The organism is Pseudoalteromonas sp. c7(2019) (genome assembly GCF_011378625.1).
Classification (GTDB): Bacteria; Pseudomonadota; Gammaproteobacteria; order Enterobacterales; family Alteromonadaceae; genus Pseudoalteromonas; species Pseudoalteromonas arctica.
In genome coordinates this window covers 23,786-48,363 of the sequence record NZ_WTKS01000022.1, presented here as the reverse complement: position 1 = coordinate 48,363, position 24,578 = coordinate 23,786, and the positions used below count along the sequence as shown (strand labels likewise).

The following is a 24,578-nucleotide window of genomic DNA, read 5'->3' as shown; positions in this document are numbered from 1 at the left end:
GCGATTTATACTGCGTTATTGATTTTAACAATAGAACCACTATTACTTGCAATCAATGCCTTGCTTAAATTGCTTTTAACTCCAACTGAAACTCTCATCTTGAGATGGTTTGGGTATACATGCAAATATTTCATACACACCGAGTTGCAAATATTTTATCTACACCGCATTTTTATAAGCATGACTATTGTTTAGCCATCAAAAGGACATTTATGACCACGCCACTAATTCAATCACTTGAGCAGCACTTTGGTTTTAGCCAATTTAGAACAGGGCAACAACAAACTATAGATCAGCTTTTAAATGGTCAATCGTCGTTGGCTATATTTCCGACCGGCTCGGGTAAATCGTTGTGCTATCAATTAACTGCGTTGCATTTACCAAATTTAACCTTAGTGGTTTCGCCTTTACTTGCGTTGATGAAAGATCAAATTAGCTTTTTAAATAGCAAAGGTATTTATGCTGCCAGCCTTGATTCGAGCCAAGATCAAATGCAAAGCAGCACCGTAATGAATGATGTGCGAAATGGTAAAATTAAAGTATTAATGGTGTCGGTTGAGCGCTTTAAAAACGAGCGTTTTAGAGAGTTTATAAGCCAAGTGGCGCTTTCGATGTTAGTGGTAGACGAAGCGCACTGTATATCAGAATGGGGCCATAACTTTAGACCCGACTACCTTAAACTACCGCGTTACCGCGAAGAGCTTAATATTCCTTTAGTGTTGTTACTTACAGCAACGGCCACTAAAAAAGTAAAACGCGATATGGCAGAGCGCTTTGCTATTGCGCCTGAGTGCATTGTGCAAACGGGCTTTTACCGCGCTAATTTAGATTTAAGTGTGTTGAGCGTTAAAACCGCCGATAAAAACACCGAGCTTACCAACATAGTGCGTGCGCAAAGTGGCCCAGGTATTGTGTATGTAACGCTACAGCAAAGCGCTGAGCAAGTTGCTAATGTGCTAAGTGCTCAAGGTGTGCACGCGGTGGCGTATCATGCGGGGCTTGAAGATACGCTACGCTGGCAAATTCAAGATGACTTTATGGGCGGTAAAATTAACGTCGTAGTGGCAACCATAGCCTTTGGTATGGGCGTTGATAAATCGGATATTCGCTTTGTTATACATTACGATTTACCAAAATCGATAGAAAACTACAGCCAAGAAATTGGCCGAGCAGGACGCGATGGCGATCCATCAAATTGTTACACGCTTGCTAACCTAGACGGCCTAAATACGGTAGAAAACTTTGTATATGGCGACACCCCTGAGCTTAGCGGTATTGAATACGTAATTAACGATATTCGCCAAAGCCACCAGCAATGGGAAATGCAAGAATACAGCTTATCGAGCGAGAGTAATATTAGGCAACTGGCACTTAAAACCTTACTTGTACAGCTTGAAATGCAAGGCGCTATAACGCCGCAATATGCTTACTACGCCGATTTTAAATATAAATTTTTGGTTGATAAAAACGAGCTACTTGGTCATTTTGATGAGCAACGCCAAGCATTTTTAACACAAATATTTAGCCATACCGATTTTAAAAAAATATGGGGCACGCTAAATTTTGACTCCCTTACACAAGCTGCGCAGGTTGATCGAAAACGCGTAGTGGCTGCTCTTGACTACCTAGCTGAAAAAAACCTAATAACGCTCGAAACCAAACGTATTACCCAAGTATACAAAGTGCATGAAGAGGTTATAAATAACCCAGAACTTGCCCAGCAACTTCACGACTACTTTACCGACAAAGAACAGGCCGAAATTAAACGTATTGCTGCACTGGTACGCTTTTTTGAGCTACAAAGTTGCTTAAGCTATAACTTAGCGCGCTATTTTGACGATCAAAATGCACCTGAGCAATGTGGGCATTGTAGTGTGTGTAGAGGTCATGCGGTTAAGCTTGAATACTCTATAGAGCCTGCATATATTGACGAGCAACTTATTTATCAAAAGGTAGATGAATTTTTAGCGCATATGGCAGGCAAAGGTAATCATAATGTGGGTATTGAAACCCAATGCCGCTTTTTAGCGGGGATGAGTGTGCCGTTATTTGCGCGTAATAAAGTACGCCAGCTGAGTGGTTTTGCACTGTGTGAGCAAATGCGTTACAGCGATATTAAAGCAAAACTACTAGCGCGTTAAATTAGTTACTGTATCCTAGTGGCTTATTCAAAAAAGTAAGCCACTATGCCTCATATTGTTATTCCCGTTGAAAATATTTCTACTACCCCAGAGCCCGTTACGTGTGCTAACTGCCAAGCCTGTTGTTGCCAATTAGAAGTGCGCATAGTAACCGACACCGGCGTGCCTTTTAACTACATTGAATACGATAAATGGGGCAGCGAAGTAATGAAACGCGCTGACGACGGTTGGTGCCAAGCACTCGACCGTAATACGCTTATGTGCTCTATTTACGAAAACCGCCCATTAGTATGTCGCGAGTTTGAAATGGCGTCGGGTGAGTGTATTACCGAGCGCGATTTAGCAGGTATATAGTCCGCTATTATTAAAGTACATAAACAACAAAGGGGCTTAAAAGCCCCTTTGTTTATTGCTTACTATAAAAATTAAACTTTAAAGTAGCTAATATACTTTTTAAGTGTGTTTGAAAGGTCAGCTAATGCAACAGCTTCTTGTGCGTTACTGTTAAGCGACATGCTGGTTTCTTTGGACATACTGGCAATTTCTTCTACGCCGGTACTAATTTTCGCCACAGTGGCTACTTGGTTTGATGTTGATTCAACAATTTCAAGCACGTTACTTAATGAATCGTTAGCTTGTTGCTGTATTTGATGCAGTAACTCGTTTGCTTCGTGAGTAAGTGTTAGGCCATTTTCTACTTGTGGTACTGTGGTTTCCATAGCTGTTACCGACGCTTGCGTGTTTTCTTGTACTTGCAAAATCATCTTTTCGATATCGCCTGTTGCGTCGCCAGTGCGCTGGGCAAGTTGCCTTACTTCGTCAGCAACAACAGCAAACCCTCGGCCTGTTTCGCCTGCTCTTGCAGCTTCTATTGCTGCATTTAGTGCAAGCAAGTTTGTTTGATCGGAAATACTGCGGATCACACTTAAAATATCGCCAATGTGTTTTACATGTTCTTGCAACACGTTTACTTGGGTAACTGTGGCTTTTACGGTCACTGAAATTTGTTCAATTTCGGCGGCAACTTTTTGCACTGCAATACTACCTTGCTGCGATAATTGCGCGGTTATTTTTGAGTTATCTTCTGTTTGCCTAACTGAGTCGGCTACGGCATGAATACTGCGGCTCATTTCTTCTAGGCTGCTTACTGCCGAGTTTGTATAAGTTACTTGTGCGTCAGCGGCACTAAGTGCTTGCTGCGAGCCAGACGCTACGCTTGCAGAGTGCGTAGAAAGCTCTTCAGATGAGTTAATAATGCTATCTACAATGGTTTTTAATTTAGATTGCATAACCCCTACAGAAGCCATCATGCTATTTGGGCAACACGACTGTACATCGCCTCTTAAGTCGCCTTGTGCAATAAGGGCAATTACTTCAGCGGCTTCTTGTGGTTCGCCACCTACTGAATTTCTGATCAGTTGGCTAATAACATACGCAACGCTTATGCCTATTAAAAAGGCAAGTGCGGTGAGCGAAATCATCCAAATTTTAAACGAGCTGGCAATATCGAGAGTATCGATAGTGGTGGTTTGATTTGCTTGTTCTTGTAGGTTTATAAATTGGTTTATAACATTTAGCCACTGGGTAAACGCAGGGCGCGCATCGGTTAATAAAATGCGCTCAGCTTCGCTTAGGTTTCCTGCATTTTTAGCGTTTATTACACCTTGAATGAAAGGCTGAGTGCGCTGCTCTATTTGATTTATTTTATTAATTAAAGCGCGCTCTTCATTATTCATATTACCCATTAGCTCGGCCATAGACCTGCTTGACGTTTGGTAAAATGCGTTTAGCTCTTTTATGCTCTTTAACACGGAGCTTAAACTGCTTTGATCGGTAATTAGCACTACATCGCGCACGGCTATTGCTCTGTCGTGTACGCTGCCTCTAAAGTTAATTGCGTAACGTTGCTTTACCGAATTTACGTCGGTCATGTGGGTAATGTTATTATTAATGAGGCTAACGCGCGAAATGCCAATAATGGTTAAAATAAGCATCATTGATAAAATTACGCCAAAGCCGGTCGTTAAACGCATGTTTATGGTCATGGTTGATCCCAAGTGTGAGTCAATACGCGCAAGAGCAGCTTGTATTATTAGTGATTATTCTAAAACAATAGCAGCATTATGCCTTATTAATTAAAGTTTTATTAGCAATAAGGGATTGTTTGTTAATTTAGTTTACAAGCGTAACTTTAATGAGGAGTGTTTTTCAGGCATTAAAAAAGGGGCTAAATGCCCCTTAGTGTCATATATATTATATAAAAGTAGTTAGTCGTACTTTGCTTCTAGCTCATTAGCTGTATGAAACTTCTCATGACTTTGTAATTGCTCGTCGTATTTAACGAGGTTTTTAAAGTGCGCTAATTGACCTGAGTTTTTAACTATTTCAACAATAAACGACATCATAAAGTCAGCGCCCGTTAGGGTATCGCCCACTAAATAACGTTTACCTTCAAGGCGGTCGTTAAAGTAGCTAATTACTTTAGCTGTTTCAGCGTCAGCATAGCCTTCTAAAAACTGCGTTTTAGCGCCGTCTTTTAGTACAAACATTTTAAGTAAAAGCGGTAAAATTGCTGAGCTTTCTGCAAAGTGCAGCCATTGCTGGTAGTCAACATATTCAGCGGTATCTACTTTTGGAGCAAATTTACCGTTACCGTATTTGGTAATAAGGTAGTCTGTAATAGCGCCTGATTCAGCAATAATTAAACCGCCGTCTTCAATTACCGGTGACTTACCAAGTTGATGAATATGCTTTAGTTCGTCAGGAGCTAGGAAGGTGTCTTTATTACGCTGATAAGCCACAATTTCGTAGTCAACATTTAGCTCTTCTAAAAGCCAAATTACGCGTTTAGAACGTGATTTATTTAAATGGTGTAGTTTGATCATGTCAGTCCTTTTGTGGCTTGTAAGGGCTTTGCCTTACAAGCCGTATAAAATTAAAGTGGCTTATTAATTTTAACCACAGTTTTACCAAAGTTTTTACCGCATATCATATCGTTGAACGCGTCTACTGTATTTTCGATGCCTTCTACCATGTGCTCACGGTATTGAATTTTTCCGTCTTGTAGCCATTTTTGCATGTCTTGTGCAAACTCGTCGTAACGGTCGCCGTAATCATCAAAAATGATAAAGCCTTGCATTTTAATACGCTTAGTAAGCAATTGACCCATTAGCATACCTAAACGGTCTGGGCCTTCTGGCAAGCTAGTAGCGTTATATTGCGATACTAAACCACACAATGGTACGCGCGCTGCGGTATTTAGTAATGGTAGTACGGCGTCGAATACTTTACCGCCCACATTTTCGTAGTAAACATCAATGCCTTTATCACAGGCTTTTTCTAACTGCTCTGCAAAGTCATCAGCTTTGTGATCAATACAGGCATCAAACCCTAGTTTTTCAACGGCGTGTGCACATTTTTCGCTACCACCAGCAACACCGACTACTTTACAGCCTTTAATTTTAGCTATTTGACCAACCGTTGCACCTACTGGGCCTGTTGCTGCTGCAACAACTACGGTTTCGCCTTCTTTAGGCTGGCCAATATCAAGTAAACCCATATACGCTGTAAAGCCAGGCATACCCATAATACCTAATGCGTATGAAGGGTTTGCAGGCTCTTTACCTAATTGCATTAAGCCTTCACCATCGGTAATGGCGTAGTCTTGCCAACCTGTGTAGGCAAGTACCCACTCGCCTTCGCTAAACTTATCGTTTTTAGACTCTTCTACTTGGCACACTGTTGCGCCAACCATTACATCGCCAATATTAACAGGGTCAGCGTACGACTTAGCATCGCTCATACGACCACGCATGTACGGGTCTAGCGATAGGTAAATAGTACGTAGTAAAACTTCACCGTCTTTTAAAGCAGGAAGCTCTACCGTTTTTAATTTAAAGTTTTCATCTGTTGGAGCGCCATTAGGGCGTGATTCAAGAGTAAGTTGGCGACTAGTCGTAGACATAAAAGATCTCCTATTAATATAAATAAACTACTTACCGAATGTTTACGCTTTAAAAATCGTGATCAGCTAAACAATAATGCGCGGCTAAGCAGTATGAATATGTACAATGCGTACCTTAATTAAAGGAGTTTTGGGCGGGTGGTTGATAATTCAAGCTTTGCAGAGTATTTATTCTAAATGGTTTATTTTAGCTTGCTAAAAATATGGCTATTGTAAAACACCCCGTTTTTATAAATGGCCTGTTTAAGCACAGCCTCTTGCTCAAAGCCACTTTTAATAAGTGCTTTCATAGAGCCGGTATTACCAGCAAACACAGCGCCAAAAATTCTGTTTATGTGTGAGCTTGCAAGCGCTTCATTGCATATAAGTTCAATAGCGCGAGTAATAATGCCTTGCCCCCAATAGGCTTTATTTAGCCAATAACCAATTTCGCCACTGTGGCTGTATTCAAATTCGCCGGGAGTTACACCAATACAGCCCGCAAATTGCCCATTTACCTCAATGGCTTTAACCGTTGCATCAATTACGCCGTTTTTTGAGCCTTGGTTTATCCACCAATCAGCATTGGCTTGCGTATACGGAAACGGAATTTTTGACGATAGAAAACGCGTCACCTGTTCATCATTTAAGGTGCTAATAATAAAAGGCGCGTCTTGGGCTTTAAACTCTCTGAGGGTGATCATATTTTTTCATAAATTTTTAGTATGCACACTAACTTAACAATCATTTTAACGTTAAACAATCAGAACCTAAATTAAACGGTTTACGGCTATTACTTTGTTTTAAAGTCCTCTAATATAAGCAAAATATTACACCTATTTTAGATGCCATTATGCACCCTCACATTAAAGCTCTTTATAACAGCGCCCAAAAACCAAGCCGTTTAATTATTGGTTTAATGAGCGGTACTTCGTTGGACGGGCTTGATGTTGCACTGTGTAAAGTAACGGGCGCGGGCTTAAATACACACATTGAGGTTTTAAATTTTACCACCGTTGACTACAACGACGATTATAAAACTAAAATAAAGCAGGTATTTGCTAAGCGAGAATGCGATTTAGAGCTTGTTACTTTACTGCACCCGTGGGTAGGTAAACTCCATGGCAATATGGTTAATCAGTGCTTAGCTAAGTGGAATATAAACCCAGCAAGTATTGATGTAATAGCAAGCCACGGGCAAACCATTTACCACTGCCCGCAGTCGCAGCATAATCACAAAAGCTTTACTAATGGCACCTTACAAATTGGCGATAGCGACCAAATAGCCGTTACTACGGGTATTACTACCATTGGTGACTTTAGGCAAAAACACATAGCCGCAGGAGGCGAGGGTGCACCACTTGCTGTGTATGGCGATTATTTGTATTTTTCGAGCGCTGCTGAGAGTCGGATTTTGCTAAATATGGGCGGCATAGCTAACTTAACGTTTTTACCCAAAAATGGCGATGCAAACGGTGTGTTTAGCTCAGACATTGGCCCCGGTAATACCATTATGGATGCCTACGTACAGCAACATTTTAAAGATATGCATTATGACGATGGCGCAAAAATAGCAAAAGCAGGCAAGGTAAATACACCATTATTAAATGCATTATGTAATAACGCATTTTTTAAACTCCCAATGCCTAAAACTACAGGGCCAGAGGTATTTAACTTAGCGTATTTAAACGCCGCACAGCAGCTTACAAATACACAGTACTTAAGCCATAAAGATGTAATGGCCACCTTAAATACCTTTACTGCTACTGTTATAGCAAATGCATTAAACGAGTGTGCAGAGCGCGAACAAAATTGTGTGGTGTATGCAAGTGGTGGCGGTATTCATAACCCGTTACTAATGGCGCAACTTACAGTGCTTTGCCCACGTATTAAGGCTTTTAAAAATACCGACGATTTAGGTATAAATCCCGATGCCAAAGAGGCCGTACTATTTGCCATTTTAGCCAACGAATGCCTAGCCGGAGAGCAGCAACACCTAAGTAATACCGCACAGGGTATTGCTGGAGTCACTATGGGTAAAGTGAGTTTTGCAGATTAATAACTTGTCGCATTGCGTAATTTAGGTGCAGTTAGCACTAAAACAGCGATAAAAACGTAGACCCCATACTCGCAAAGTAGCTACGAACGCCCTGTGACTTGGTATGTTCAGTTTTTATTTGCTCAGGAATATAGCCTTGCTCAAATGCTTTAATGTACACATCGAGTTGCTGGCTTTCTTTTAAGGTCGTGTTTTTTCCGTGCAGCATCATTTGCACTACAAAACACTGGCTTTGTGTAATGTTACTTAAAGTTAGATTTACAGTACCAGATTCAAGATCTGCATTGCTCAGCGTTTTTTCAGTAAAATACTGCGCCCCACGCGCACTGGGCTGCGTTGCACTTAGTGAAATAACATCGCTCTCATTTGCGCCATCAGGCAACACACACTGCAGCGTAATGTTATGCGCAGCATTGGCTTTTAGCGATAGCTTTTCATATTCCATAGCGTGGCTCATCGCCGCAGACATAGAATCATCAAATGATTGCTGTGCAAATGTTAGTTGCACTAAGGGTGTACTCATCTTACTTAGTCTTCTTGAGTTTATTCATTTATCGGATAGAGATTATCGCGGATCAAAGTTACAGATTTATGACTAATTGCATTAATTAGTACAATTATTGAGTGGTTTGATCAAAGAGGATCTTTTTGTTCTAGGACTGGAATTACGTGTTTAAACCTCTGTAAGATAATCTCACACGTACAGAAATAATATAAATGCTTTATGATTTATTTTTAAAAGTACAAAGAGCTTTAGTTGAGCCCGCAAGTTAATGTATGGCAGCTATGAGCGATAACCCAACGATCAATGATTATTATACCAGTTAAAGTTTACCTCTTTGTTGCCTTATTCTTCTTCAGAAAGACCTTTATATAAAATGAGGCGATAGCGGTAGATTAGATAAGTGAATTGATCACGAAAATTTTAATTAGCAAATATACACTTATTCAATTTTTACTGTTGACTATTTAAATACCCAAAGAGATACTTGTCCCGAGTCCTAGGACTCGGGACAAGTCACTTGGAGGGTAGATGAAAAGTCAAGATGTTTTATTATTACTAAAATTGATTTCGCTGCATGTGGGGCTAGATGGGAAAGATGGTGATTCGGATATTATTCAAGTGGATGGTACTTGGGAGGATTGGGATGAAAAGGGGTTAAAGCCTACTTTTACCGAAATGGATCAAATCGAAAGCCGATTTTCCTTAAGAAACTTAGAAGGTTTAACTGGGATAAGTAAATCTCAGATTAGTCTTAGCCTTAATCGGATGTATTCCGTAGGGCTTGCAAAAGTAGACCGCAAACTTCAAGTACCTAAAACAAATACTAAGGCTTTGTTGGAGTTTATTGCTTATGGTATTCGATACGTTTTTCCTGCAAAAGAGGGAGTGATTGGCAGAGGGATCGCTACGTCGATAGCTGCCCCTGTTCTCAGAGGTAAGTTAATGACGTCTGGAGAGCTTCAGCCTGTATGGTCGAATCCAAGGGGTAATACTAAAGGCATGTTAATTGAGCCATTACACCCTAAAGTATTTTTAGCAGTACAGCAAGATGCCCAGTTGTACGCGATGCTAGCGTTAGTTGATGCGATAAGAATAGGTCATCCACGAGAACGAAATTTAGCACTAGAAATGCTCAATAGCATATTTAAGGTAGCCAAATGAATACAATCAACCTTCAAAAAGAGATGTTAATAAAAGTTGCTACTGCACTTGGAGATGACTTAATAAGATCAATGGTATTTGTTGGGGGTTGCACCACAGGGCTATTGGTCACGGATGAGTTTACTAAAGAGCAAATAAGGTATACCGACGATGTTGATTTGATTGTTGATATCATGGGGTATGCAGCTTGGACTGATTTGCAGGAACAACTTAAAGTGAAAGGGTTTTCTATTGACATGGGCGAGGATGTTATGTGCCGCATGATACTTGATAACCTTAAAGTTGATTTTATGCCAGTTGATGAGAAAGCGCTTGGTTTTACTAACATATGGTATAAAGACGCAGTAGCAACCGCCGAAGACTACGTGCTGAATGATGCATTAACCATTAAATTAATAACGCCAGAATATTTTGTAGCCACAAAGCTCGAAGCCTATTTAGGAAGAGGGAAGGGTGATGCTCTTTCAAGTCATGATATTGAAGATTTACTTAATATTTTCGATGGTAGAGCATCAATAGTTAATGATATTTTATCAGCCTCAGAAGACTTGAAAAATTATATTAGCGAACAGCTTAATAGTTTAATGGAAGATGGTAATTTTGAGTATGCAGTTCAGGGAACTGCCAGGAATAGTTTAGACAGAGAGCAGTTGATCTTTGAGCGTATCGAAGGCTGTATTGTGTATGGCTGACCCTTCTTCACTAAAACTGATACACCGGACTCAACAAGGATCCGAACGAGCAGAAAACAAAGATTATTTTTCGATAATAAATACTGACTTCGGTACTTGGGTATTCGTAATTGATATATCTACCTCATCAATCGCTACAACAAACCTAGCTAAAAGGTTTAGCGAACATTTCTATGCTTGCCTCCAAGGTTTACTTATAAACAGTGTTAAGTTTTTTTCAGAAAAAATAACACAAGATAAACCTCAATTAGAGGATTATTTTGAAGACGCAGAGAAGCGTAATCAAATTATCCAACAGGCTTTCAGCGCAACTAAAAAAGAATTGAAAATAGGTATTGCCAGCTTTTTATCACTATACCGTAATGATAGCTCCAATAAAATTTATGGCTTCTGTGCAGGTGATTGTCGCTTAGGTTTATTCAACAATAAAAGTATTCAATGGTTATCACCTGTTCATACTGGGGCGAACCCATTGGGTAACGATTTTGAAAGTTCGATAAGCTCAGTTCCTGAACGCCATATATTAACTAAGAGTTTAAACTTAAGGCGTAAGTTTGAACCTGAAACGTTTGAATTAGACTTTTCAATTGATAATATTTTTGCTTTAGCAACAGATGGCTTTTGGATGGAGTTAGATGAGGCGCAGCAGCAAAGCTTCATCAATGAACCTGATGTATGTTTGGCTGATAGAGACTTAGTTGATGATACTTCGGTATTACTTATTACCTGGTCAGCTCTAGAACAAGAGATAGAACTCAAATTTGAATGTAGTTTAACGTTTGGATTAAAGTCATCACCAAAAAAAATAGCAACACCGATAAATGAAAACCTACTGATTATTAACAGCAGAAGTCTTTAATTTATTAGGGATGTCTACAAAACAGAGAATAAGAATGAACATTAGCGATTAGCCAATTTAATAAGTGCTATTTACTAAAAAGTCATAGAAATCCACGAATGTAATTGATTCGCTAAAGTGAATACTCCGAGCTAGCTTTTACAACGATCAAATAAAAAGCAGATACCTAATTAGCATCTGCTTTTTAATTTTTAACGAAGAATATTTAATTAAGCTTGAGGTTTAATTAAGTACTTCTCCCCGGTAGCTTGTTTAGAATAAGCCGCGATTGACTGTAAATGTAATACCTCAGCTAATGACACTTCGTGCGTGTAGTTGCTCGCAAATGTAGTGGTGATTTCATCAGCAACGCGTTTGCGCATTTTCATTACTGTATCTGTGCCTAATTTACCTAAAGCATTAAATAACAAGAACCCGTTTACAGCCCAAGCAAAGCCAAAGTTACGGTTTAATGTAATAGGGCCGCGGTCTAGTGCGCCATAAATGTACACTTGTTTAAATGTATCAGAGCCGTAAATTGTGTGCTCTTTCATATCGCGCGAAGCTGCAACTTCCATACAGTTAAGAATGTCACTTGTTAGTTGGCCGCCACCAATAGGATCAAACGCTATAGTTGCACCTGTCTCGATTATTGCAGCTGTTAGGTCAGCAAGAAAAGTGTCGCTGCTTGAGTTAACAATATATTTTGCCCCCATATCGCGCAGTAATTTTTCTTGTTCTGGTTTGCGAACAATATTAATTAAATCAACGCCATCGGCAATACAAATACGGTTTAGCATTTGGCCAAGGTTAGAAGCTGCAGCAGCATGAATAATGGCTTTATGGCCTTCAGCGCGCATGGTTTCTACCATTGCAAGTGCGGTAAGTGGGTTAACAAAAGATGATGCACCTTCTTTAGCCGTAGTTCCTTCTTTTAGCGCTAGGCAACTTTGTACATTGGCACATATAAATTGACGATACGTACCGCCGCCAATTACTGCAACGGTTTTACCCATTAATGCTTGTGCGGCTGGTGATGAGCCTGCTGCCACTACGGTGCCTGCGCCTTCATTACCTACAGGGGTTGCTTTTCCAACACGGGTTTTAAGTGATGGCATAAATTGAGCTGGAACATCTGCAGTAATTACCGGGTCTTCATCAGTACCCGATTGCTTTGCAGTAGACATATCAGCTGCGCTGAATAAAACGCCTAAGTCTGATGGGTTTAATGGTGCAGCTTCAATGCGAATAACTACTTCATCGGCATTTGGCTTTGGCATCTCGATGTTTTTTAAGGCAAGTGTTAGTTTATTGTCTTCGCTGATAGTTGAAGTAAGTTGGATATTTTTATCTGTCATAGGTGTCTCCTGCAAAGAATTAAATTTGTTAAGCCAATTACGTTATTGTATTGGCGATACAGTGTTAGTAATTAAAATTTAGAATAGATACTTTTATAGCTACGCTTTATTTAGAGTTTGCTGCCTGTATTTGCGCTTTCACTTTTTGCATAAATTCAGCCATATTCGCTTGGCGATCGGCCTCTATGCTTTGGGTAATGGCTAATTGGCTCATTGATTCGTTCCACTCTTTCATGCCGGGTACTTGTGCAAGTACATCCCAATCAAGCTGGCTTGAGCCAAAGGCGCTAACAATGGTGTTTACGTAATAAACGTAAATGTCTGCCATTGTAAATTGCTCGCCTGCAATCCAAGGTGAAAACTTACACACGCTACTCAAAGCGGTTACGCCACGCGTTAATACTTGGCGTACTTCGGCTTTAGTTGTTTCAGGTACTTCAGCGCCTGAAAATACATAAGGGATGAACCGTCTGCTTGGCAGTTCAAAATAAAGCTCTGCCATTTTCATAATTTGACGTACAACTGCGCGCTCACCTGCATCTTCAGGGTATAGCGGGGTTTGTGGGTACGACTCCTCTATAAAGTCGCAAATAACACTCGACTCAGAAATATTAAGGCCATTAGCTGTTGTGATTGCAGGCACTTTGCCTGCAGGGCTGATTGCTAGTAACTCTTCACTACCGCCGTAAACAAGGTGTTCTGTAAATGGCAATTGTTTGTGTAAAAGTACATGTTTAACTAGGTTGTAATAGTTGCTAGCAGCAAAACCGTGCAAAGTAATCATAAGTCAGCTTTCCATCATTAAGTGAAGATACTCATTGCCAAAAATGCAATTTAAGTCCCTGTCTTTAGGTTGAGTACATTATTACTTGTTTTAATTTGCTTATATATAGGGGAAAATGCGAATCACTTTTGTCTTTAAGACAATAAAGCATTTTATTTAATGGAGAGGCGACTTGGATCAACTAAAAGCCATACGGTATTTTATTAAAGTGGTTGAAACGGGCAGTTTTACCAAAGCCGCAAAAGCATTTGATGTGCCGCCCTCGTCGTTGTCACGGCGGGTTGCTGATTTAGAAAAAAGCCTAGGGGCGACGCTTTTAAAGCGTTCGACCCGCATAGTTAAATTGACCGAAGTTGGGCAAATTTACTATAACGATGTTCAGCAGATATTAAATCAGCTAGAGCAAAGCCACGAAGCTGTGCGCAGTTATCAAACAACACCAATGGGGCGATTATGTATAAGTTCAATGGTGAGTTTTGGTGACAAAATATTACTGCCTCTGCTTGATGAATTTAGCGCGCTATACCCCGAAATTATATTAGATGTTAGCTTAAGTGATGAGCTGTCGACACTCGGGCGTGACGATGTTGATATTGCTATTCGCGGTGGCTATGCGCCAAATGAGCGCGTGTTGGCAATAAAACTGATGGATAACGGCTTTATTCCTGTTGCGTCACCCTGCTATTTACAAAAATACGGTGTGCCCACTAATGTTATGGAATTAATGGGCCACAGTGGCCTTTATTTTAAAACGCCAGCGGGACCAACGCCTTGGTTATGTAAAGTGGATGAGCAATGGCACGACGTTTCTGGGCCTGCGGTCGCTATTTCAAATAACGGATCGTGGCTAGCTAAAAAAGCATGTAATGGTGAGGGCATTTTAATGTCAACTCGGTGGGCGCTCGACTCATACCTTGAGTCTGGCCAGTTGCAAGAGCTTAAGTTTGAGCATGAATTAGCGATAAGCCAAAATGCGACTATGGCGGTTTATTTGTTGTATCAAAAGCAGCGCTATTTAGTACCAAAGGTAAAAGCGGCGGTCGACTTTTTAGTACAAAGAATAAAAGAAACAGATGAAAGTGTTAAGCGAACAGAATAGTGAATTGTCGGATGGCGCTGTGCTTATCCGACCTACGCTTATCCAATTTAGATTTACGTCATTTATGCTTATTTAATTTATTAATGGGTTGTTTGTATAAATAATAGATAAAAAACGTCTCCTTAAACTAAAGCTTTTAACTAAGCGCCCGATACATTACTTAATAGGGTTTAGCGATTAAGGATAATCATGGTTAATAATGCACTTGGCAGCCAGTCTAATTTAAGCACTTTACTTGCTCAATCAGTTAATAACGCTAACCAAACCTCTGTGAGTCCTTCACTACTAACCGGTAGCGACCTTCAAGCTATTAATGATTTACAAACTAACGCCCCCAAAATATCCGATGAATTATTAAGCCAGCTAAATAACGAAACTATTGACGAAGCACTAGCTAGCAATCAAAAAGTAGGGGATATTTTACAACAGCAACTTACCTCGCTATTTACTATTTCAAGTACGCCTAGCACGCTTAACTATAAACTCTCCGATGAAGAACTCGCCCTGCGCACCGTAATAAGCTCTCAGCATGAGGGGTTATTAAAAAACGAAAACAGTACCCAATTAATTGAGCGATTAAATACGTCGGTTAAAAATATTCAGGGTGCTTATGCTAATACCAGCGATATTTTATCGAGTTTAGGTCAGCTTGGGCATGAGCAAAAAACGTTTTTAGCCTCAAGTCAGCAACGTGTAGAGCGCTCACTTAATCCATATATGGAAAGCCTTAATCGCGCAAAATACGAGGATGACGATAACTACCTGTTTGAGCTCTCGGTAAAAACTAAAGAAGGCGATGTTATAAACATTACCTTTAACTCATCGCAAGGGTACGATGAAAAAACAGGTGAAGCGATAGATGGCTTTGGCATAAGTTACGAAGTTAATGGCAATTTATCTGAGGCTGAACATACGGCTTTAACGCAGGTTATGGCGGGTGTTGGTGAAATGGCCGATGAGTTTTTTAAAGTGAGTGAAAATTCATTCAATCCTCTTATAGTCCCAAATCAAACAGACATGAGCTTAGATTTTTTAGCGGGCTTTAATAGTGAACAGTTAGCCGGTTTTAATGTGTCGTTTTCAACAACGCAAAATGATGCGCTTGATACTGCAGAGAATACGCTTGATTTAAGCTACTCCATTGATGAAGCATCAAACCAGCAAGCACTTGTGTTTAAAGCCGCAGGTGGGCAAAACGACATTGATTTTGCACTCGATATGTCAACCATTGGTGCTAAAGACACGCAGCAAATGCAGCAGTATTTAGCGTCGCTCGATCAAAGCCTAGAAGATAGTCGAGTAAACAGTACTGAAGATGATAAAACATCGGCATTTGGTAAAAGTGGCGATGAGGCAATGCAGCAAGGTTTTGCATTGTTTAAAGGCGCTTTTGCGAGTATGTCGTTGGCTGCTGAGCGTTATAGCAATTTGGAGTCACTTGCAGATCAGCACTTTAATGACGGGCGCGCTATGGTTGCCGATTTGGTTGATAACATGATCACAAACGATGCCCGTTACCAAGGGCTTGGTAATAAAGCGCCAAATACATTAGGAGTGGGTATTTCTAAGCTCGCTGATTTTGATGCTACATTTTCTTATGCGCTGGATAACGGCGATTATCAGCCTAAAAGTACAATTGAGCTAAGCCAAGCGACTGAACAAGCCCAATTAGGGGAGCTTAGCGGTGTAACGCAAAGTAAAAATGTAAGCAGCCACTTTGATTATCAATACAGTCGCCCTGATTATTACAACAAAGAAGAGAGTTATAACGTAAACACCGCCGTTAAAAATAAAGAGCTTGTGGGGCTTGATCAGTCTCACGAGGTTGATGTTGATACAAAAATGTTTGAGTTTAATCCGCAAACTAATCAATACGAGCTGCAAATGGCGATGCAAGAGCAAACAGTTAGTAAAAGCGACATTCGCTTAATTGACGATATTTGGCTTGAAGAAAACGAAAACAGCTACAACATGAACAAAAAAGAGCGTGTTGAGAGCGACGAAAAACAAGACGAGTTTAAAAAAACAAGCAGCCATTCTCATAATAAGTTAGTTACCTTAATTGGTGACTTAGATAAGCTAGCTGAGAATAAAGACGTAAGGCGAGAATATTTAACTAACTTATCGCAAGTTAACTTTTTTATGGATAAAAAGTAAGGGTCTTGAGTTGTTCACTCCACACTCAATATTGGGTATAGTCGTTTAATACCTAAATTAATACCTGAATTAAGAGCAACCTTATGTTTAAACAATTAATTTTACTCTGCGCTTTAAGCATGCCGCTTGTAAGCTGCGCTGCCGATGCACCGTTTTCGGGCGGAATTTCCACTGATGTACTGCTAAGCGACTACGACAAGTTTAACGAACAATACAAAGCGTTTACGCCAACAGCACAAGACATTGCCCTAATGCAAAAGCTAGAAGGCAAAGAGCTAATTGTATTATTTGGAACGTGGTGCCACGACAGTGAGCGCGAAGTGCCAAAGCTCATTAAGTTACTTGATGCATCGAAAGTACAACTTGCAAGCATTGAATATGTGGCCGTAGGTTACAACAAGCAAGACGATGCAGGCATTGCACAGGCTCACGACTTACAATACACACCTACGTTTATTGTTAAACAAAATGGCAAAGAGTTAGTTCGCGTAATTGAAAAGCCAACGGGTACGTTAGCGCAAGATTTAACTCAGGGTTTGTAAATAGAGCTTGTTCGTATTTGGGGTTAACGATTTAGCAAATAGGTTTATAAGTTAGCTGTTGGGCTGCTATGAGTAGTCTCCTGATACTTTAATGTGTGAAGCCAAAAATTTCCCCCTTTGGCTGAGCCAGAATAGGAATTCAGCTATGGTTTGCATATCAATTAAAACAAATAACAAACTAATTAATCTACAAGCTCGTTATGGTGTTTCTTAATATGTCTAAGGATCTACGTAAAAATTTGATTGCTGCGATTTTTAGTCCTTTAATTGTATTACCAGTCCTTGGTTTTTGTTATTTTTATGCGGGTATCGAAAACTATACTTCTCTTAGTTCATTAATTTCAGATGTTGGTTTTGGTGTATCAATAGGGATGGGAAGTTTATTTTATTTCTATCCTTTAATGTTCATTTACGGATTACCTATTAGCTTATTACTCCAAAAGTTAAATTTATTTAAATTACCTGTAGTTTTAATCTTAAGTATACTTCCAGTTTTTTTACTTAGTCTTTTTAGTGAATTTGATCGTGCAACATTGGTTCTTCATTTATTAGTACTTTCAATGGGTTTAACTAGTTGGCTTATATATAATAAATTAAAGTAACACCACAACAAGCGATTAATGTTACACAACCGTTTTCTTACTCGGCTTATAGCTCAGATCAAACATTATTCACTAAATAGGCTTTTTTCGAATGCTTGTGCGGCATGTGAAGAGGGTCTGTCTTTATAGTGTAATTGGTATAATGGTCTTGATAACTCGACGTTATTTGGCTGTTTTAGCCGTGTTAATTTACCTAACTGTACTAAATCCTCAGTGACTACATTAGGCAATAAAGCAACGCCCATTCCTTGTGCTACCGCCCTTGCTATTGCTTCATTACTTCCGAGCTGCATACTATTTTTTGCTGTAATGCCATGTTGCTGTAGTAATTTAACCGAGACCTCTAAAGTGCCCGAGCCTGGTTCGCGCAGTAGCCAAAACTGTTTGTTTAACCATGCTTTTAAGTCTTTCGTGGGCTTAAAGTTACTGGGTATAACTACACTCATTAAATCGTTTTGCCAGTGCTTACTTATAATATGTGGCTCGGTTGGTGTGCCTTCAACCAGTGCTAAATCGATAGTGCATTCTAGTAGGGCGTGCTCAATTTGCGCGGTATTGGCAACTTGTACTTCTACTTTTATATGGGGGTACTGCGCGCAAAAATTGGCTAAATAGGGCGGTAGCCAATAGCTGGCAATGGTTGTACTGGTGCCTATAACGAGTGTGCCGCGCTTAAGCCCTGTGCGTGATTTAATATCTTCAATGGCTGCCTTTTCAATAGCAAAAATACTACGTGCATGATCATACAAGGCTTGGCCGCCCTCGCTTAAGGTAAGTTTTTTGCCTTTAGATGCACGCTCTATAAGTTGTATATTTAGCTGATACTCAAGCTCTTTTAAAGCTTTAGACACAGCTGGTTGGCTTATAAAAAGCGCCTCAGCTGCAGCTGAAAAACTGCCTAATTTAGCAACCGTATAAAACACCCGAAGTGCATGCAAGTTCATTGTGCCTCTCAAATCACATAACCTTAAGTTATCGAATTATGATTTTAATGTATTGGAGTTATATTTTGCGCTTTCTTAAAATGAAGTCAACAGTTTAACGTTGTTCAATTGAGGGAATATTATGCTTAGCGCTATTAAAAATGGGTTTCAGCCTTTGGGTATTAATACTAAGCAATACGGCGATACGCGCTGGTGGATTGGCATGTTACTGGTTATTGTACTTGCGGGTGTTGCTATTGCGCTGAGTAAATTACCAATAATGCAAACTGCGCAATTTAGCTCACTCACTATTGGTATTGTGGTTGGTATTATTGTGGGTAACAGTGTGTTTTCGCGGATAGCGACTCATACCGATGTAGGTGTTGATTATGCTAAAGGTATTTTACTCAAAGCGGGTATTATTTTATTTGGTTTTAGAATTACCTTTGCACAGGTAGCAGGCGTTGGTTGGAGTGGATTGCTAACCGACATTGTTATGCTCAGCGGTACGTTTATATTAGCAATGCAGCTTGGTAAACGTGTATTTAAACTTGATGAGCAAACAGTAATATTAATTGGTGCAGGTAGCTCTATTTGTGGCGCCGCAGCGGTAATGGCGACTGAGCCTGTAATAAAAGCGCAGGCGCATAAAATATCGGTAGCTGTAGCAACGGTGGTGGTATTTGGTACGTTGAGTATGTTTGCCTACCCAATCATGTTTGAGTATATGGGGCTGAGTGAGCACGCGTACGGTATTTTTGTAGGTTCAACCATTCATGAAGTAGCGCAAGTGGTAGCAGCGGGTACAGCTGTAAGCGCCAATGCTGCTGATACCGCCGTTATAGAAAAAATGCTACGCGTGATGATGCTTGCGCCATTTTTAGTCGCTTTGTCGTTTTGGCAAAGTAAAAAAAGAGCAAAGGCAGGTAATACTATAAGTAATGAGGATAATAAATCAGGTATTAGCATCCCTTGGTTTGCAGTGTTATTTATTGTGGCAAGTGGTGTACATTCACTCTCTATTATTCCTCAAGTGGCTATAAGCGCAGTTGTTTGGTTTGATAATATATTACTCACCATTGCGATGGTGGCTTTAGGTTTACGCACACATGTTGGGGCAATTCGCCAAGCGGGTATTAAGCCACTGTTACTGGCGCTGTGCTTGTTTTTGTTTTTAACGTTAGGCGGTTACGTAATTAATATAGGCATTGCTGAGCTGTTTTAAACGTTACTTGGTAAAAGTTGATTGGCGGCTTAAATCGGCCAATCAACTTCGTTTAAAGTATCCAGCTGTTTGCTGGTATTTTCATTGCCTTGCCATTTATTAGTGTAAAAAGCGTGCGGGTCAAATTGTAACGTTTGTTTTTCAATATTAAAGTGCCTACCACCACGCGGATCTACGCCTACACCTGCTATATATTGCCAATTACCCCAGTTAGCGGCTACATCGTAATCAATCAATTGTTGTTCAAAATAAGCTGCGCCATAGCGCCAATCAAGACCAAGTTCGTTAACTAAGCAGCTTGCGGCAATTTGCCTTGATCTATTTGATATATAACCGGTCGCATTAAGCTCGTTCATAATGGCATTGACTAATGGGTAGGCTGTTGAGCCATTACACCATGCAGCAAAGCGGTTTGGCATAAATGTAGTAAGGGGTTTTGTTTGCCTTTGGCCTTTAAAGCTAAACAGGCTTTTACCTGCCTTAAGTGCATGCCATTTAAAATATTCTCGCCATAGCAATTCAAATTTAATCCAGTAGGTAGACTCGTTTGTTATTTGGTTATGTTCGTACGCCTCAACTGCATTATAAACTTGCCGCGCACTTACACACCCAAAAGCAAGCCAGGTACTAAATTTTGTGGTGTTATTAAAGCCATCAAGCTCGTTTCGAGTTATTTTATAAGTACTTGGCAGCAAGCATGAAAAGTATTGCTCTAAGTGTGTTTGCGCACTTTTAAACCCGCCATGCATTACGCCATTATTTGCTATACGCTCTAAAGGTTTTTTAGCGCACAAGGTTATTGGCTGAGGGAGCAAACCGTTTGGTAATGTTGAAAGTGAAATGGGGCTAGTGGCGGCCTCTACCTTTTTACGGAACGGGGTAAAGTGTTTAGGTAATTCGCTTAAATCAAAAGGGAGGTTACTTTGCTTAAAGAGCGTGTCTTGCTGCGCCCCTGTAAACTGTACATTGGGGCAATGTGCTTTGAGTAAGTTTATTTGGCGTTGCTCGTACAGGCCAAATTGCTCGCTGTATACAACTTCATCTATATTTTGCTCATTAATACGCGCCTTCAAAAGCGATACAGGTTCGCCTTCAAGGACATGCAGGGTTTGCCCGCGCTCAATAAGTGCTTGTTGGAGTTCATACAAGCTTTGCATTAAAAACTGCTGTTTATGCACGCCATACGGCTTTTGTTGATAGTTATTATTTTTAAACCAGTGCGGGTTTATAACAAATACAATATCGAGCGCGCATTGCTCAGTAGCAAGTTCGCTTAAAATAGGGTTGTCGTCTATTCGTAAATCGTTTTGTAGCCAATATAAAATGCGTTTGCTCATAGGTTTACTCAGGTTTTTGTAATCATTAACTTTACGAAGCAAAAGCGGGTAGGGATTAGTTTTGAGGTGTTTAAGAGGGTTTTAAAAAGAGGCGGCAAATAATACCGCCTCCTTGAATGTTAAATAGCCGATTTTTGTTTTGCTATCCAATCGTTTATAACGTCTTCAAGTACAGCCATAGGGAGCGAGCCTTGTCCAATAACTGTATCGTGAAAGCTGCGAATATCAAACTTAGCCCCGAGTTCTTTTTCGGCTTTTGCACGCAGTTCGCGTATTTTTATTTCGCCCATTTTGTAAGAGAGCGCTTGGCCTGGCCATGAAATATAACGATCTATTTGATCCTCTACCGCGCTTTGTGGCAAAGCAGTGTGATCTGCCAAGTAGTCTATTGCCTTTTGGCGGCTCCAGCCAAAGGCATGAATACCAGTATCAACAACAAGCCTCACTGCTCGCCACATTTCATAACCTAAACGACCAAAGTCGCTGTATGGGTTTTGATAAAAGCCGGCTTCTTTACCTAAACGTTCGGTGTAAAGTGCCCAGCCTTCGCCAAATGCTGAATGGCTAAGTGTGCGTCTAAATTCGGGTACATCTAACTCCATTGCAATCGCGTTTTGTAAATGGTGCCCTGGTATTGCCTCGTGCAGGCTTAGCGCTTCTAAATTATACAAAGGTTGCAATTTAGGTGTTGAGGCTAAAAAGTAAGTGCCAGGGGAGCGGTTATCAGCAGGTGGCATATAAAACGCGCCGCGACTCGCTGAGCCTTTTATAGTAAAGGTATTACGTGGTAAATGATTAAAATAGGTTGGTAACTTGCCATACATTTTTTGCGTAATAAAGGCTGTTTTTTCAAGCAAGTCTTGCGCATCTGTTGCGTAAAATTGCTCGTCGGTTGCTAAAAATTCTAAAAAATCAGCATACGTGCCATCAAAGCCTACTTTATCAATGATGTTTTGCATTTGTGTTTTTATACGTGCCACTTCTTTTAAGCCAAGTTCGTGTATTTGCTTTGGTGTGGCATTGGTTGTGGTGTAGTAATTAACTGCATATTTGTAATACTCAAGCCCGCCTTTAACGCTTGAAATACCCGGCTCTGTTCTACAGTTAGGCATGTAATCGTTTTCAAAAAAGTCGTAAAAGTGCTGATAAGCCGGGACTACTTTTGAGCTAATTAAGGCTTTTGCTTTGTTTTGGTATGTGGCCTTTTGCTCTGCTGTAAACGTATTTGGTATACGTGTAAAGGGCTCGTATAAGGCGCTGTTTTCAGGTCGCTTAACAATATGAGCGTTAATACTCTGGCTGTAATTTTCAAATGTTTTGCAGTAGTGCGTGTAACCCTTTTCAATACCTTCTTTCATCAAGTTAATGTTTTCTTGATTAAAGCGAGGGTAGTCGGCAAGGCTTACTAAAAATGCGTTGTAATCATCGGTTGTTAAAAATGCCATATTAGCTGGTGCTTCGGCAAAGTAGGTATGCCAGCCACTTAAAAAGTTAACCTGAAAATACTTATCTTGAAAAAGGTAGCTTTGCTGCTCTGTTTCTCGCTCGTATTTAAATAAACGGTAGTTCATTAGTTGCGAGCTGCTCAGCGTTTTAGGATCTATTTTACTTAAGCTTTTTAATACATTGTTATTATAAGCTTGGCGCTTTGCAACGGCTTGTTCGGTCCAATTTGGTAATGTACCACTGGGTTTCCAGCCGTCTGGGTCGGTACGAAAGAATATTTTTTCGGCTTTTGCATTTTGCCAATGGTTATCAATAATGGTTTTTAAATCTGCATTGCTATCGGCTGCGCTCGGCAGTGATGCTACAGCTAAGCAAATAGCTAAAATTGTTTTTTTAAACATATTATTCTCATTTTTAGCGCGTTAATTTTTATTAGTGTACGCACATTTATCATTTTTGTTTTTAATATAGTACCAAGTTAACCTTATCAATGCGCTTACTTTTATAACCAGTATCAATTGGTTTTACTTTTTGATTGAACAAATTTCACCGCTGAAGTGAGTGGGCCACTAGTTTATTGTTTTATCAGCGTTTAGAATGATTAAAACTAATTACAATAAAAGACCGTCATGTTTAATAAAGTAATAACGCTGATTGATGAAGCTAATAACCAAGACCCTAATACTGAGCAGCACAATGGAGAACGTTTTCCAAAAGAGTATTTATACTCACAGCGTATGAGCGAAATGCTAACTCGCTTTAAACCTGATGCCGATGCACTCATGCAAATTGCAGTGCGTGCACAGCATATTCAGCGTTGGAAATCGCCACGTAGCGACTTTGAAATGAACAAGCAGGGTTATCATCAATGGCGTAGCGCACTTTATATTTTTCATGCGTCACTAGCCGTTGAATTAATGAAACAAGCTGGGTTTAACGATACGGACCAAAACCGTGTTTATAACGCGGTTGCTAAAAAAGATATTAAGCGCAATCCAGATAGCCAATTAGTAGAAGATGTAGCGAGTTTGGTGTTTATTGAACACTACATGCTTGGGTTTGCCAATGCAAAACCAGATTACAATGAAGAAAAATGGATTGGTATTATTCGCCGCACATGGCAAAAAATGTCAGATGAAGCGCATGAGTTTGTACTTACAGGTAATATTACATTACCAGATCCACTTGTTGGGCTTATTCATAAAGCGCTTGAGTAAAGTAGTGTAAGCTAGGTATTAAAATAAAAAGGATTTTTAGAATGTTATGCCCACGTACAAATGCCTCTCTTGAGCCGTTATTAATTGGCGGTATTACTGTTTACACTTCAGTGCAAGGTGGCGTATTTTTTGATAACAGCCAAATTTTTAAGTTTAGCTCGCCAGCGTTAAAACATGGTCAGGTATTACTTAAAAATTTAAGTGATCATATCGAGAGTGAATACGATGTATCGCTACGAATTAATTGTCCAAAGTGCATAAGCATTGTGATGATGCGCAGGTATTTTTCGCCAGTAAAGGCTGTCGAAATAGACGAATGCCCAGGCTGTGCAGGCATATGGCTTGATAGCGGCGAGCTGGCAAAAATACACGAAAACCATTTAACACCTAAAGAGCGAAAGCTATTAGCCCACGAAATGGCCACCAATCATGGGTTTATAACTATTAAATCACCTACTTCTAGGTTTACGCCAACTAATAAAAATAAAAGTGCGCATGAAGCCACGGTGGAGAACTTAGTGCGCTTAGCTTTACTTGGTTTGTAACTCT

The 24,578-nt window shown here is 40.1% G+C and carries 23 protein-coding genes; 13 read left to right on the top strand and 10 right to left on the bottom strand.

The window, feature by feature from the left end:
* The first annotated feature begins 212 nt into the window (after positions 1-212).
* Together GQR38_RS18635 and GQR38_RS18630 are read left to right on the top strand one after the other, a co-directional pair.
* On the top strand, positions 213-2,141 hold the full coding sequence (locus GQR38_RS18635; protein ID WP_165722878.1) for a RecQ family ATP-dependent DNA helicase: 1,929 nt from the start codon (positions 213-215) through the stop codon (positions 2,139-2,141).
* 45 nt (positions 2,142-2,186) lie between these two features.
* A complete protein-coding gene (locus tag GQR38_RS18630) occupies positions 2,187-2,495 on the top strand; it encodes a YkgJ family cysteine cluster protein (RefSeq protein WP_010554993.1) in 309 nt (102 codons plus the stop codon).
* Between the two features lie 71 nt (positions 2,496-2,566).
* Here the strand turns inward: GQR38_RS18630 and GQR38_RS18625 are convergent, their stop codons facing one another.
* From GQR38_RS18625 to GQR38_RS18610, 4 genes are all read right to left on the bottom strand, one after another.
* Positions 2,567-4,186 carry a methyl-accepting chemotaxis protein gene (locus GQR38_RS18625; protein ID WP_165722879.1) on the bottom strand — a complete coding sequence of 540 codons (1,620 nt, stop codon included), beginning with the start codon at positions 4,184-4,186 and terminating at the stop codon, positions 2,567-2,569.
* Positions 4,187-4,408: 222 nt separating this feature from the next.
* Complete coding sequence (locus GQR38_RS18620) at positions 4,409-5,026, bottom strand: glutathione S-transferase (RefSeq protein WP_010554991.1); 618 nt, start codon at positions 5,024-5,026, stop codon at positions 4,409-4,411.
* Positions 5,027-5,076: 50 nt separating this feature from the next.
* The gene (locus GQR38_RS18615; protein WP_165722880.1) at positions 5,077-6,105 is read right to left on the bottom strand and encodes an NADP-dependent oxidoreductase; all 1,029 of its coding nucleotides are present in this window, start codon (positions 6,103-6,105) and stop codon (positions 5,077-5,079) included.
* 182 nt (positions 6,106-6,287) lie between these two features.
* Positions 6,288-6,788, bottom strand: a complete 501-nt coding sequence (locus GQR38_RS18610; protein ID WP_165722881.1) for a GNAT family protein — start codon at positions 6,786-6,788, stop codon at positions 6,288-6,290.
* Between the two features lie 149 nt (positions 6,789-6,937).
* Between GQR38_RS18610 and GQR38_RS18605 the strand changes: the two genes are divergently transcribed.
* A complete protein-coding gene (locus GQR38_RS18605) occupies positions 6,938-8,143 on the top strand; it encodes an anhydro-N-acetylmuramic acid kinase (RefSeq protein ID WP_165722882.1) in 1,206 nt (401 codons plus the stop codon).
* A 37-nt stretch (positions 8,144-8,180) separates the two neighbouring features.
* On the opposite strand, the gene GQR38_RS18600 is transcribed toward GQR38_RS18605, so the two are convergent.
* The gene (locus GQR38_RS18600) at positions 8,181-8,666 is read right to left on the bottom strand and encodes a hypothetical protein (RefSeq protein ID WP_165722883.1); all 486 of its coding nucleotides are present in this window, start codon (positions 8,664-8,666) and stop codon (positions 8,181-8,183) included.
* A gap of 510 nt (positions 8,667-9,176) precedes the next feature.
* On the opposite strand from GQR38_RS18600, the gene GQR38_RS18595 reads away from it, so the two are divergent.
* From GQR38_RS18595 to GQR38_RS18585, 3 genes are read left to right on the top strand one after another with little or no spacing between them, the layout of a single operon-like run.
* Positions 9,177-9,809, top strand: a complete 633-nt coding sequence (locus GQR38_RS18595; RefSeq protein ID WP_024591164.1) for a hypothetical protein — start codon at positions 9,177-9,179, stop codon at positions 9,807-9,809.
* The gene (locus GQR38_RS18590; protein ID WP_024591165.1) at positions 9,806-10,501 is read left to right on the top strand and encodes a hypothetical protein; all 696 of its coding nucleotides are present in this window, start codon (positions 9,806-9,808) and stop codon (positions 10,499-10,501) included. The genes GQR38_RS18595 and GQR38_RS18590 overlap by 4 nt, the downstream gene beginning before the upstream one ends.
* Positions 10,494-11,360, top strand: coding sequence for a hypothetical protein (locus GQR38_RS18585; protein WP_165722884.1), 867 nt, complete (start codon positions 10,494-10,496; stop codon positions 11,358-11,360). The genes GQR38_RS18590 and GQR38_RS18585 overlap by 8 nt, the downstream gene beginning before the upstream one ends.
* 209 nt (positions 11,361-11,569) lie before the next feature.
* Here the strand turns inward: GQR38_RS18585 and GQR38_RS18580 are convergent, their stop codons facing one another.
* Together GQR38_RS18580 and GQR38_RS18575 are read right to left on the bottom strand one after the other, a co-directional pair.
* Entirely contained in the window at positions 11,570-12,697 is a 1,128-nt protein-coding gene (locus GQR38_RS18580) for a zinc-binding dehydrogenase (RefSeq protein ID WP_165722885.1), read from the bottom strand.
* A 106-nt stretch (positions 12,698-12,803) separates the two neighbouring features.
* Entirely contained in the window at positions 12,804-13,481 is a 678-nt protein-coding gene (locus GQR38_RS18575) for a glutathione S-transferase family protein (protein ID WP_165722886.1), read from the bottom strand.
* Between the two features lie 172 nt (positions 13,482-13,653).
* Here GQR38_RS18575 and GQR38_RS18570 point away from each other — a divergent pair, with 172 nt between their 5' ends.
* The 4 genes from GQR38_RS18570 (at position 13,654) to GQR38_RS18555 (ending at position 17,881) form a co-directional block, all read left to right on the top strand.
* Positions 13,654-14,580 carry a LysR family transcriptional regulator gene (locus GQR38_RS18570; protein ID WP_165722887.1) on the top strand — a complete coding sequence of 309 codons (927 nt, stop codon included), beginning with the start codon at positions 13,654-13,656 and terminating at the stop codon, positions 14,578-14,580.
* A gap of 189 nt (positions 14,581-14,769) precedes the next feature.
* Positions 14,770-16,737 carry a hypothetical protein gene (locus GQR38_RS18565; RefSeq protein WP_165722888.1) on the top strand — a complete coding sequence of 656 codons (1,968 nt, stop codon included), beginning with the start codon at positions 14,770-14,772 and terminating at the stop codon, positions 16,735-16,737.
* Between the two features lie 83 nt (positions 16,738-16,820).
* Complete coding sequence (locus GQR38_RS18560) at positions 16,821-17,279, top strand: thioredoxin family protein (RefSeq protein WP_101216270.1); 459 nt, start codon at positions 16,821-16,823, stop codon at positions 17,277-17,279.
* Between the two features lie 215 nt (positions 17,280-17,494).
* The gene (locus GQR38_RS18555) at positions 17,495-17,881 is read left to right on the top strand and encodes a hypothetical protein (RefSeq protein WP_165722889.1); all 387 of its coding nucleotides are present in this window, start codon (positions 17,495-17,497) and stop codon (positions 17,879-17,881) included.
* A gap of 65 nt (positions 17,882-17,946) precedes the next feature.
* Here GQR38_RS18555 and GQR38_RS18550 read toward each other — a convergent pair whose 3' ends face one another.
* Positions 17,947-18,825, bottom strand: coding sequence for a LysR substrate-binding domain-containing protein (locus tag GQR38_RS18550; protein WP_165722890.1), 879 nt, complete (start codon positions 18,823-18,825; stop codon positions 17,947-17,949).
* 121 nt (positions 18,826-18,946) lie between these two features.
* Between GQR38_RS18550 and GQR38_RS18545 the strand changes: the two genes are divergently transcribed.
* The gene (locus tag GQR38_RS18545; protein WP_165722891.1) at positions 18,947-20,029 is read left to right on the top strand and encodes a YeiH family protein; all 1,083 of its coding nucleotides are present in this window, start codon (positions 18,947-18,949) and stop codon (positions 20,027-20,029) included.
* A gap of 29 nt (positions 20,030-20,058) precedes the next feature.
* On the opposite strand, the gene GQR38_RS18540 is transcribed toward GQR38_RS18545, so the two are convergent.
* Both GQR38_RS18540 and GQR38_RS18535 read right to left on the bottom strand, forming a co-directional pair.
* Complete coding sequence (locus tag GQR38_RS18540) at positions 20,059-21,366, bottom strand: DASH family cryptochrome (RefSeq protein WP_165722892.1); 1,308 nt, start codon at positions 21,364-21,366, stop codon at positions 20,059-20,061.
* A gap of 119 nt (positions 21,367-21,485) precedes the next feature.
* Positions 21,486-23,213 carry a DUF885 domain-containing protein gene (locus GQR38_RS18535; RefSeq protein WP_165722893.1) on the bottom strand — a complete coding sequence of 576 codons (1,728 nt, stop codon included), beginning with the start codon at positions 23,211-23,213 and terminating at the stop codon, positions 21,486-21,488.
* 228 nt (positions 23,214-23,441) lie between these two features.
* On the opposite strand from GQR38_RS18535, the gene GQR38_RS18530 reads away from it, so the two are divergent.
* Together GQR38_RS18530 and GQR38_RS18525 are read left to right on the top strand one after the other, a co-directional pair.
* Complete coding sequence (locus GQR38_RS18530; RefSeq protein WP_165722894.1) at positions 23,442-24,029, top strand: DUF4202 domain-containing protein; 588 nt, start codon at positions 23,442-23,444, stop codon at positions 24,027-24,029.
* Between the two features lie 41 nt (positions 24,030-24,070).
* Positions 24,071-24,574: a zf-TFIIB domain-containing protein gene (locus tag GQR38_RS18525; protein ID WP_165722895.1), complete on the top strand. Its 504-nt coding sequence runs from the start codon at positions 24,071-24,073 to the stop codon at positions 24,572-24,574.
* Positions 24,575-24,578 lie beyond the last annotated feature (4 nt).

Coding starts and splice junctions, on each gene's coding strand:
- GQR38_RS18635 (WP_165722878.1), top strand. CDS start 213: ATGACCACGCCACTAATTCAATCACTTGAGCAGCACTTTGGTTTTAGC.
- GQR38_RS18630 (WP_010554993.1), top strand. CDS start 2,187: ATGCCTCATATTGTTATTCCCGTTGAAAATATTTCTACTACCCCAGAG.
- GQR38_RS18625 (WP_165722879.1), bottom strand. CDS start 4,186: ATGACCATAAACATGCGTTTAACGACCGGCTTTGGCGTAATTTTATCA.
- GQR38_RS18620 (WP_010554991.1), bottom strand. CDS start 5,026: ATGATCAAACTACACCATTTAAATAAATCACGTTCTAAACGCGTAATT.
- GQR38_RS18615 (WP_165722880.1), bottom strand. CDS start 6,105: ATGTCTACGACTAGTCGCCAACTTACTCTTGAATCACGCCCTAATGGC.
- GQR38_RS18610 (WP_165722881.1), bottom strand. CDS start 6,788: ATGATCACCCTCAGAGAGTTTAAAGCCCAAGACGCGCCTTTTATTATT.
- GQR38_RS18605 (WP_165722882.1), top strand. CDS start 6,938: ATGCACCCTCACATTAAAGCTCTTTATAACAGCGCCCAAAAACCAAGC.
- GQR38_RS18600 (WP_165722883.1), bottom strand. CDS start 8,666: ATGAGTACACCCTTAGTGCAACTAACATTTGCACAGCAATCATTTGAT.
- GQR38_RS18595 (WP_024591164.1), top strand. CDS start 9,177: ATGAAAAGTCAAGATGTTTTATTATTACTAAAATTGATTTCGCTGCAT.
- GQR38_RS18590 (WP_024591165.1), top strand. CDS start 9,806: ATGAATACAATCAACCTTCAAAAAGAGATGTTAATAAAAGTTGCTACT.
- GQR38_RS18585 (WP_165722884.1), top strand. CDS start 10,494: ATGGCTGACCCTTCTTCACTAAAACTGATACACCGGACTCAACAAGGA.
- GQR38_RS18580 (WP_165722885.1), bottom strand. CDS start 12,697: ATGACAGATAAAAATATCCAACTTACTTCAACTATCAGCGAAGACAAT.
- GQR38_RS18575 (WP_165722886.1), bottom strand. CDS start 13,481: ATGATTACTTTGCACGGTTTTGCTGCTAGCAACTATTACAACCTAGTT.
- GQR38_RS18565 (WP_165722888.1), top strand. CDS start 14,770: ATGGTTAATAATGCACTTGGCAGCCAGTCTAATTTAAGCACTTTACTT.
- GQR38_RS18560 (WP_101216270.1), top strand. CDS start 16,821: ATGTTTAAACAATTAATTTTACTCTGCGCTTTAAGCATGCCGCTTGTA.
- GQR38_RS18555 (WP_165722889.1), top strand. CDS start 17,495: ATGTCTAAGGATCTACGTAAAAATTTGATTGCTGCGATTTTTAGTCCT.
- GQR38_RS18550 (WP_165722890.1), bottom strand. CDS start 18,825: ATGAACTTGCATGCACTTCGGGTGTTTTATACGGTTGCTAAATTAGGC.
- GQR38_RS18545 (WP_165722891.1), top strand. CDS start 18,947: ATGCTTAGCGCTATTAAAAATGGGTTTCAGCCTTTGGGTATTAATACT.
- GQR38_RS18540 (WP_165722892.1), bottom strand. CDS start 21,366: ATGAGCAAACGCATTTTATATTGGCTACAAAACGATTTACGAATAGAC.
- GQR38_RS18535 (WP_165722893.1), bottom strand. CDS start 23,213: ATGTTTAAAAAAACAATTTTAGCTATTTGCTTAGCTGTAGCATCACTG.
- GQR38_RS18530 (WP_165722894.1), top strand. CDS start 23,442: ATGTTTAATAAAGTAATAACGCTGATTGATGAAGCTAATAACCAAGAC.
- GQR38_RS18525 (WP_165722895.1), top strand. CDS start 24,071: ATGTTATGCCCACGTACAAATGCCTCTCTTGAGCCGTTATTAATTGGC.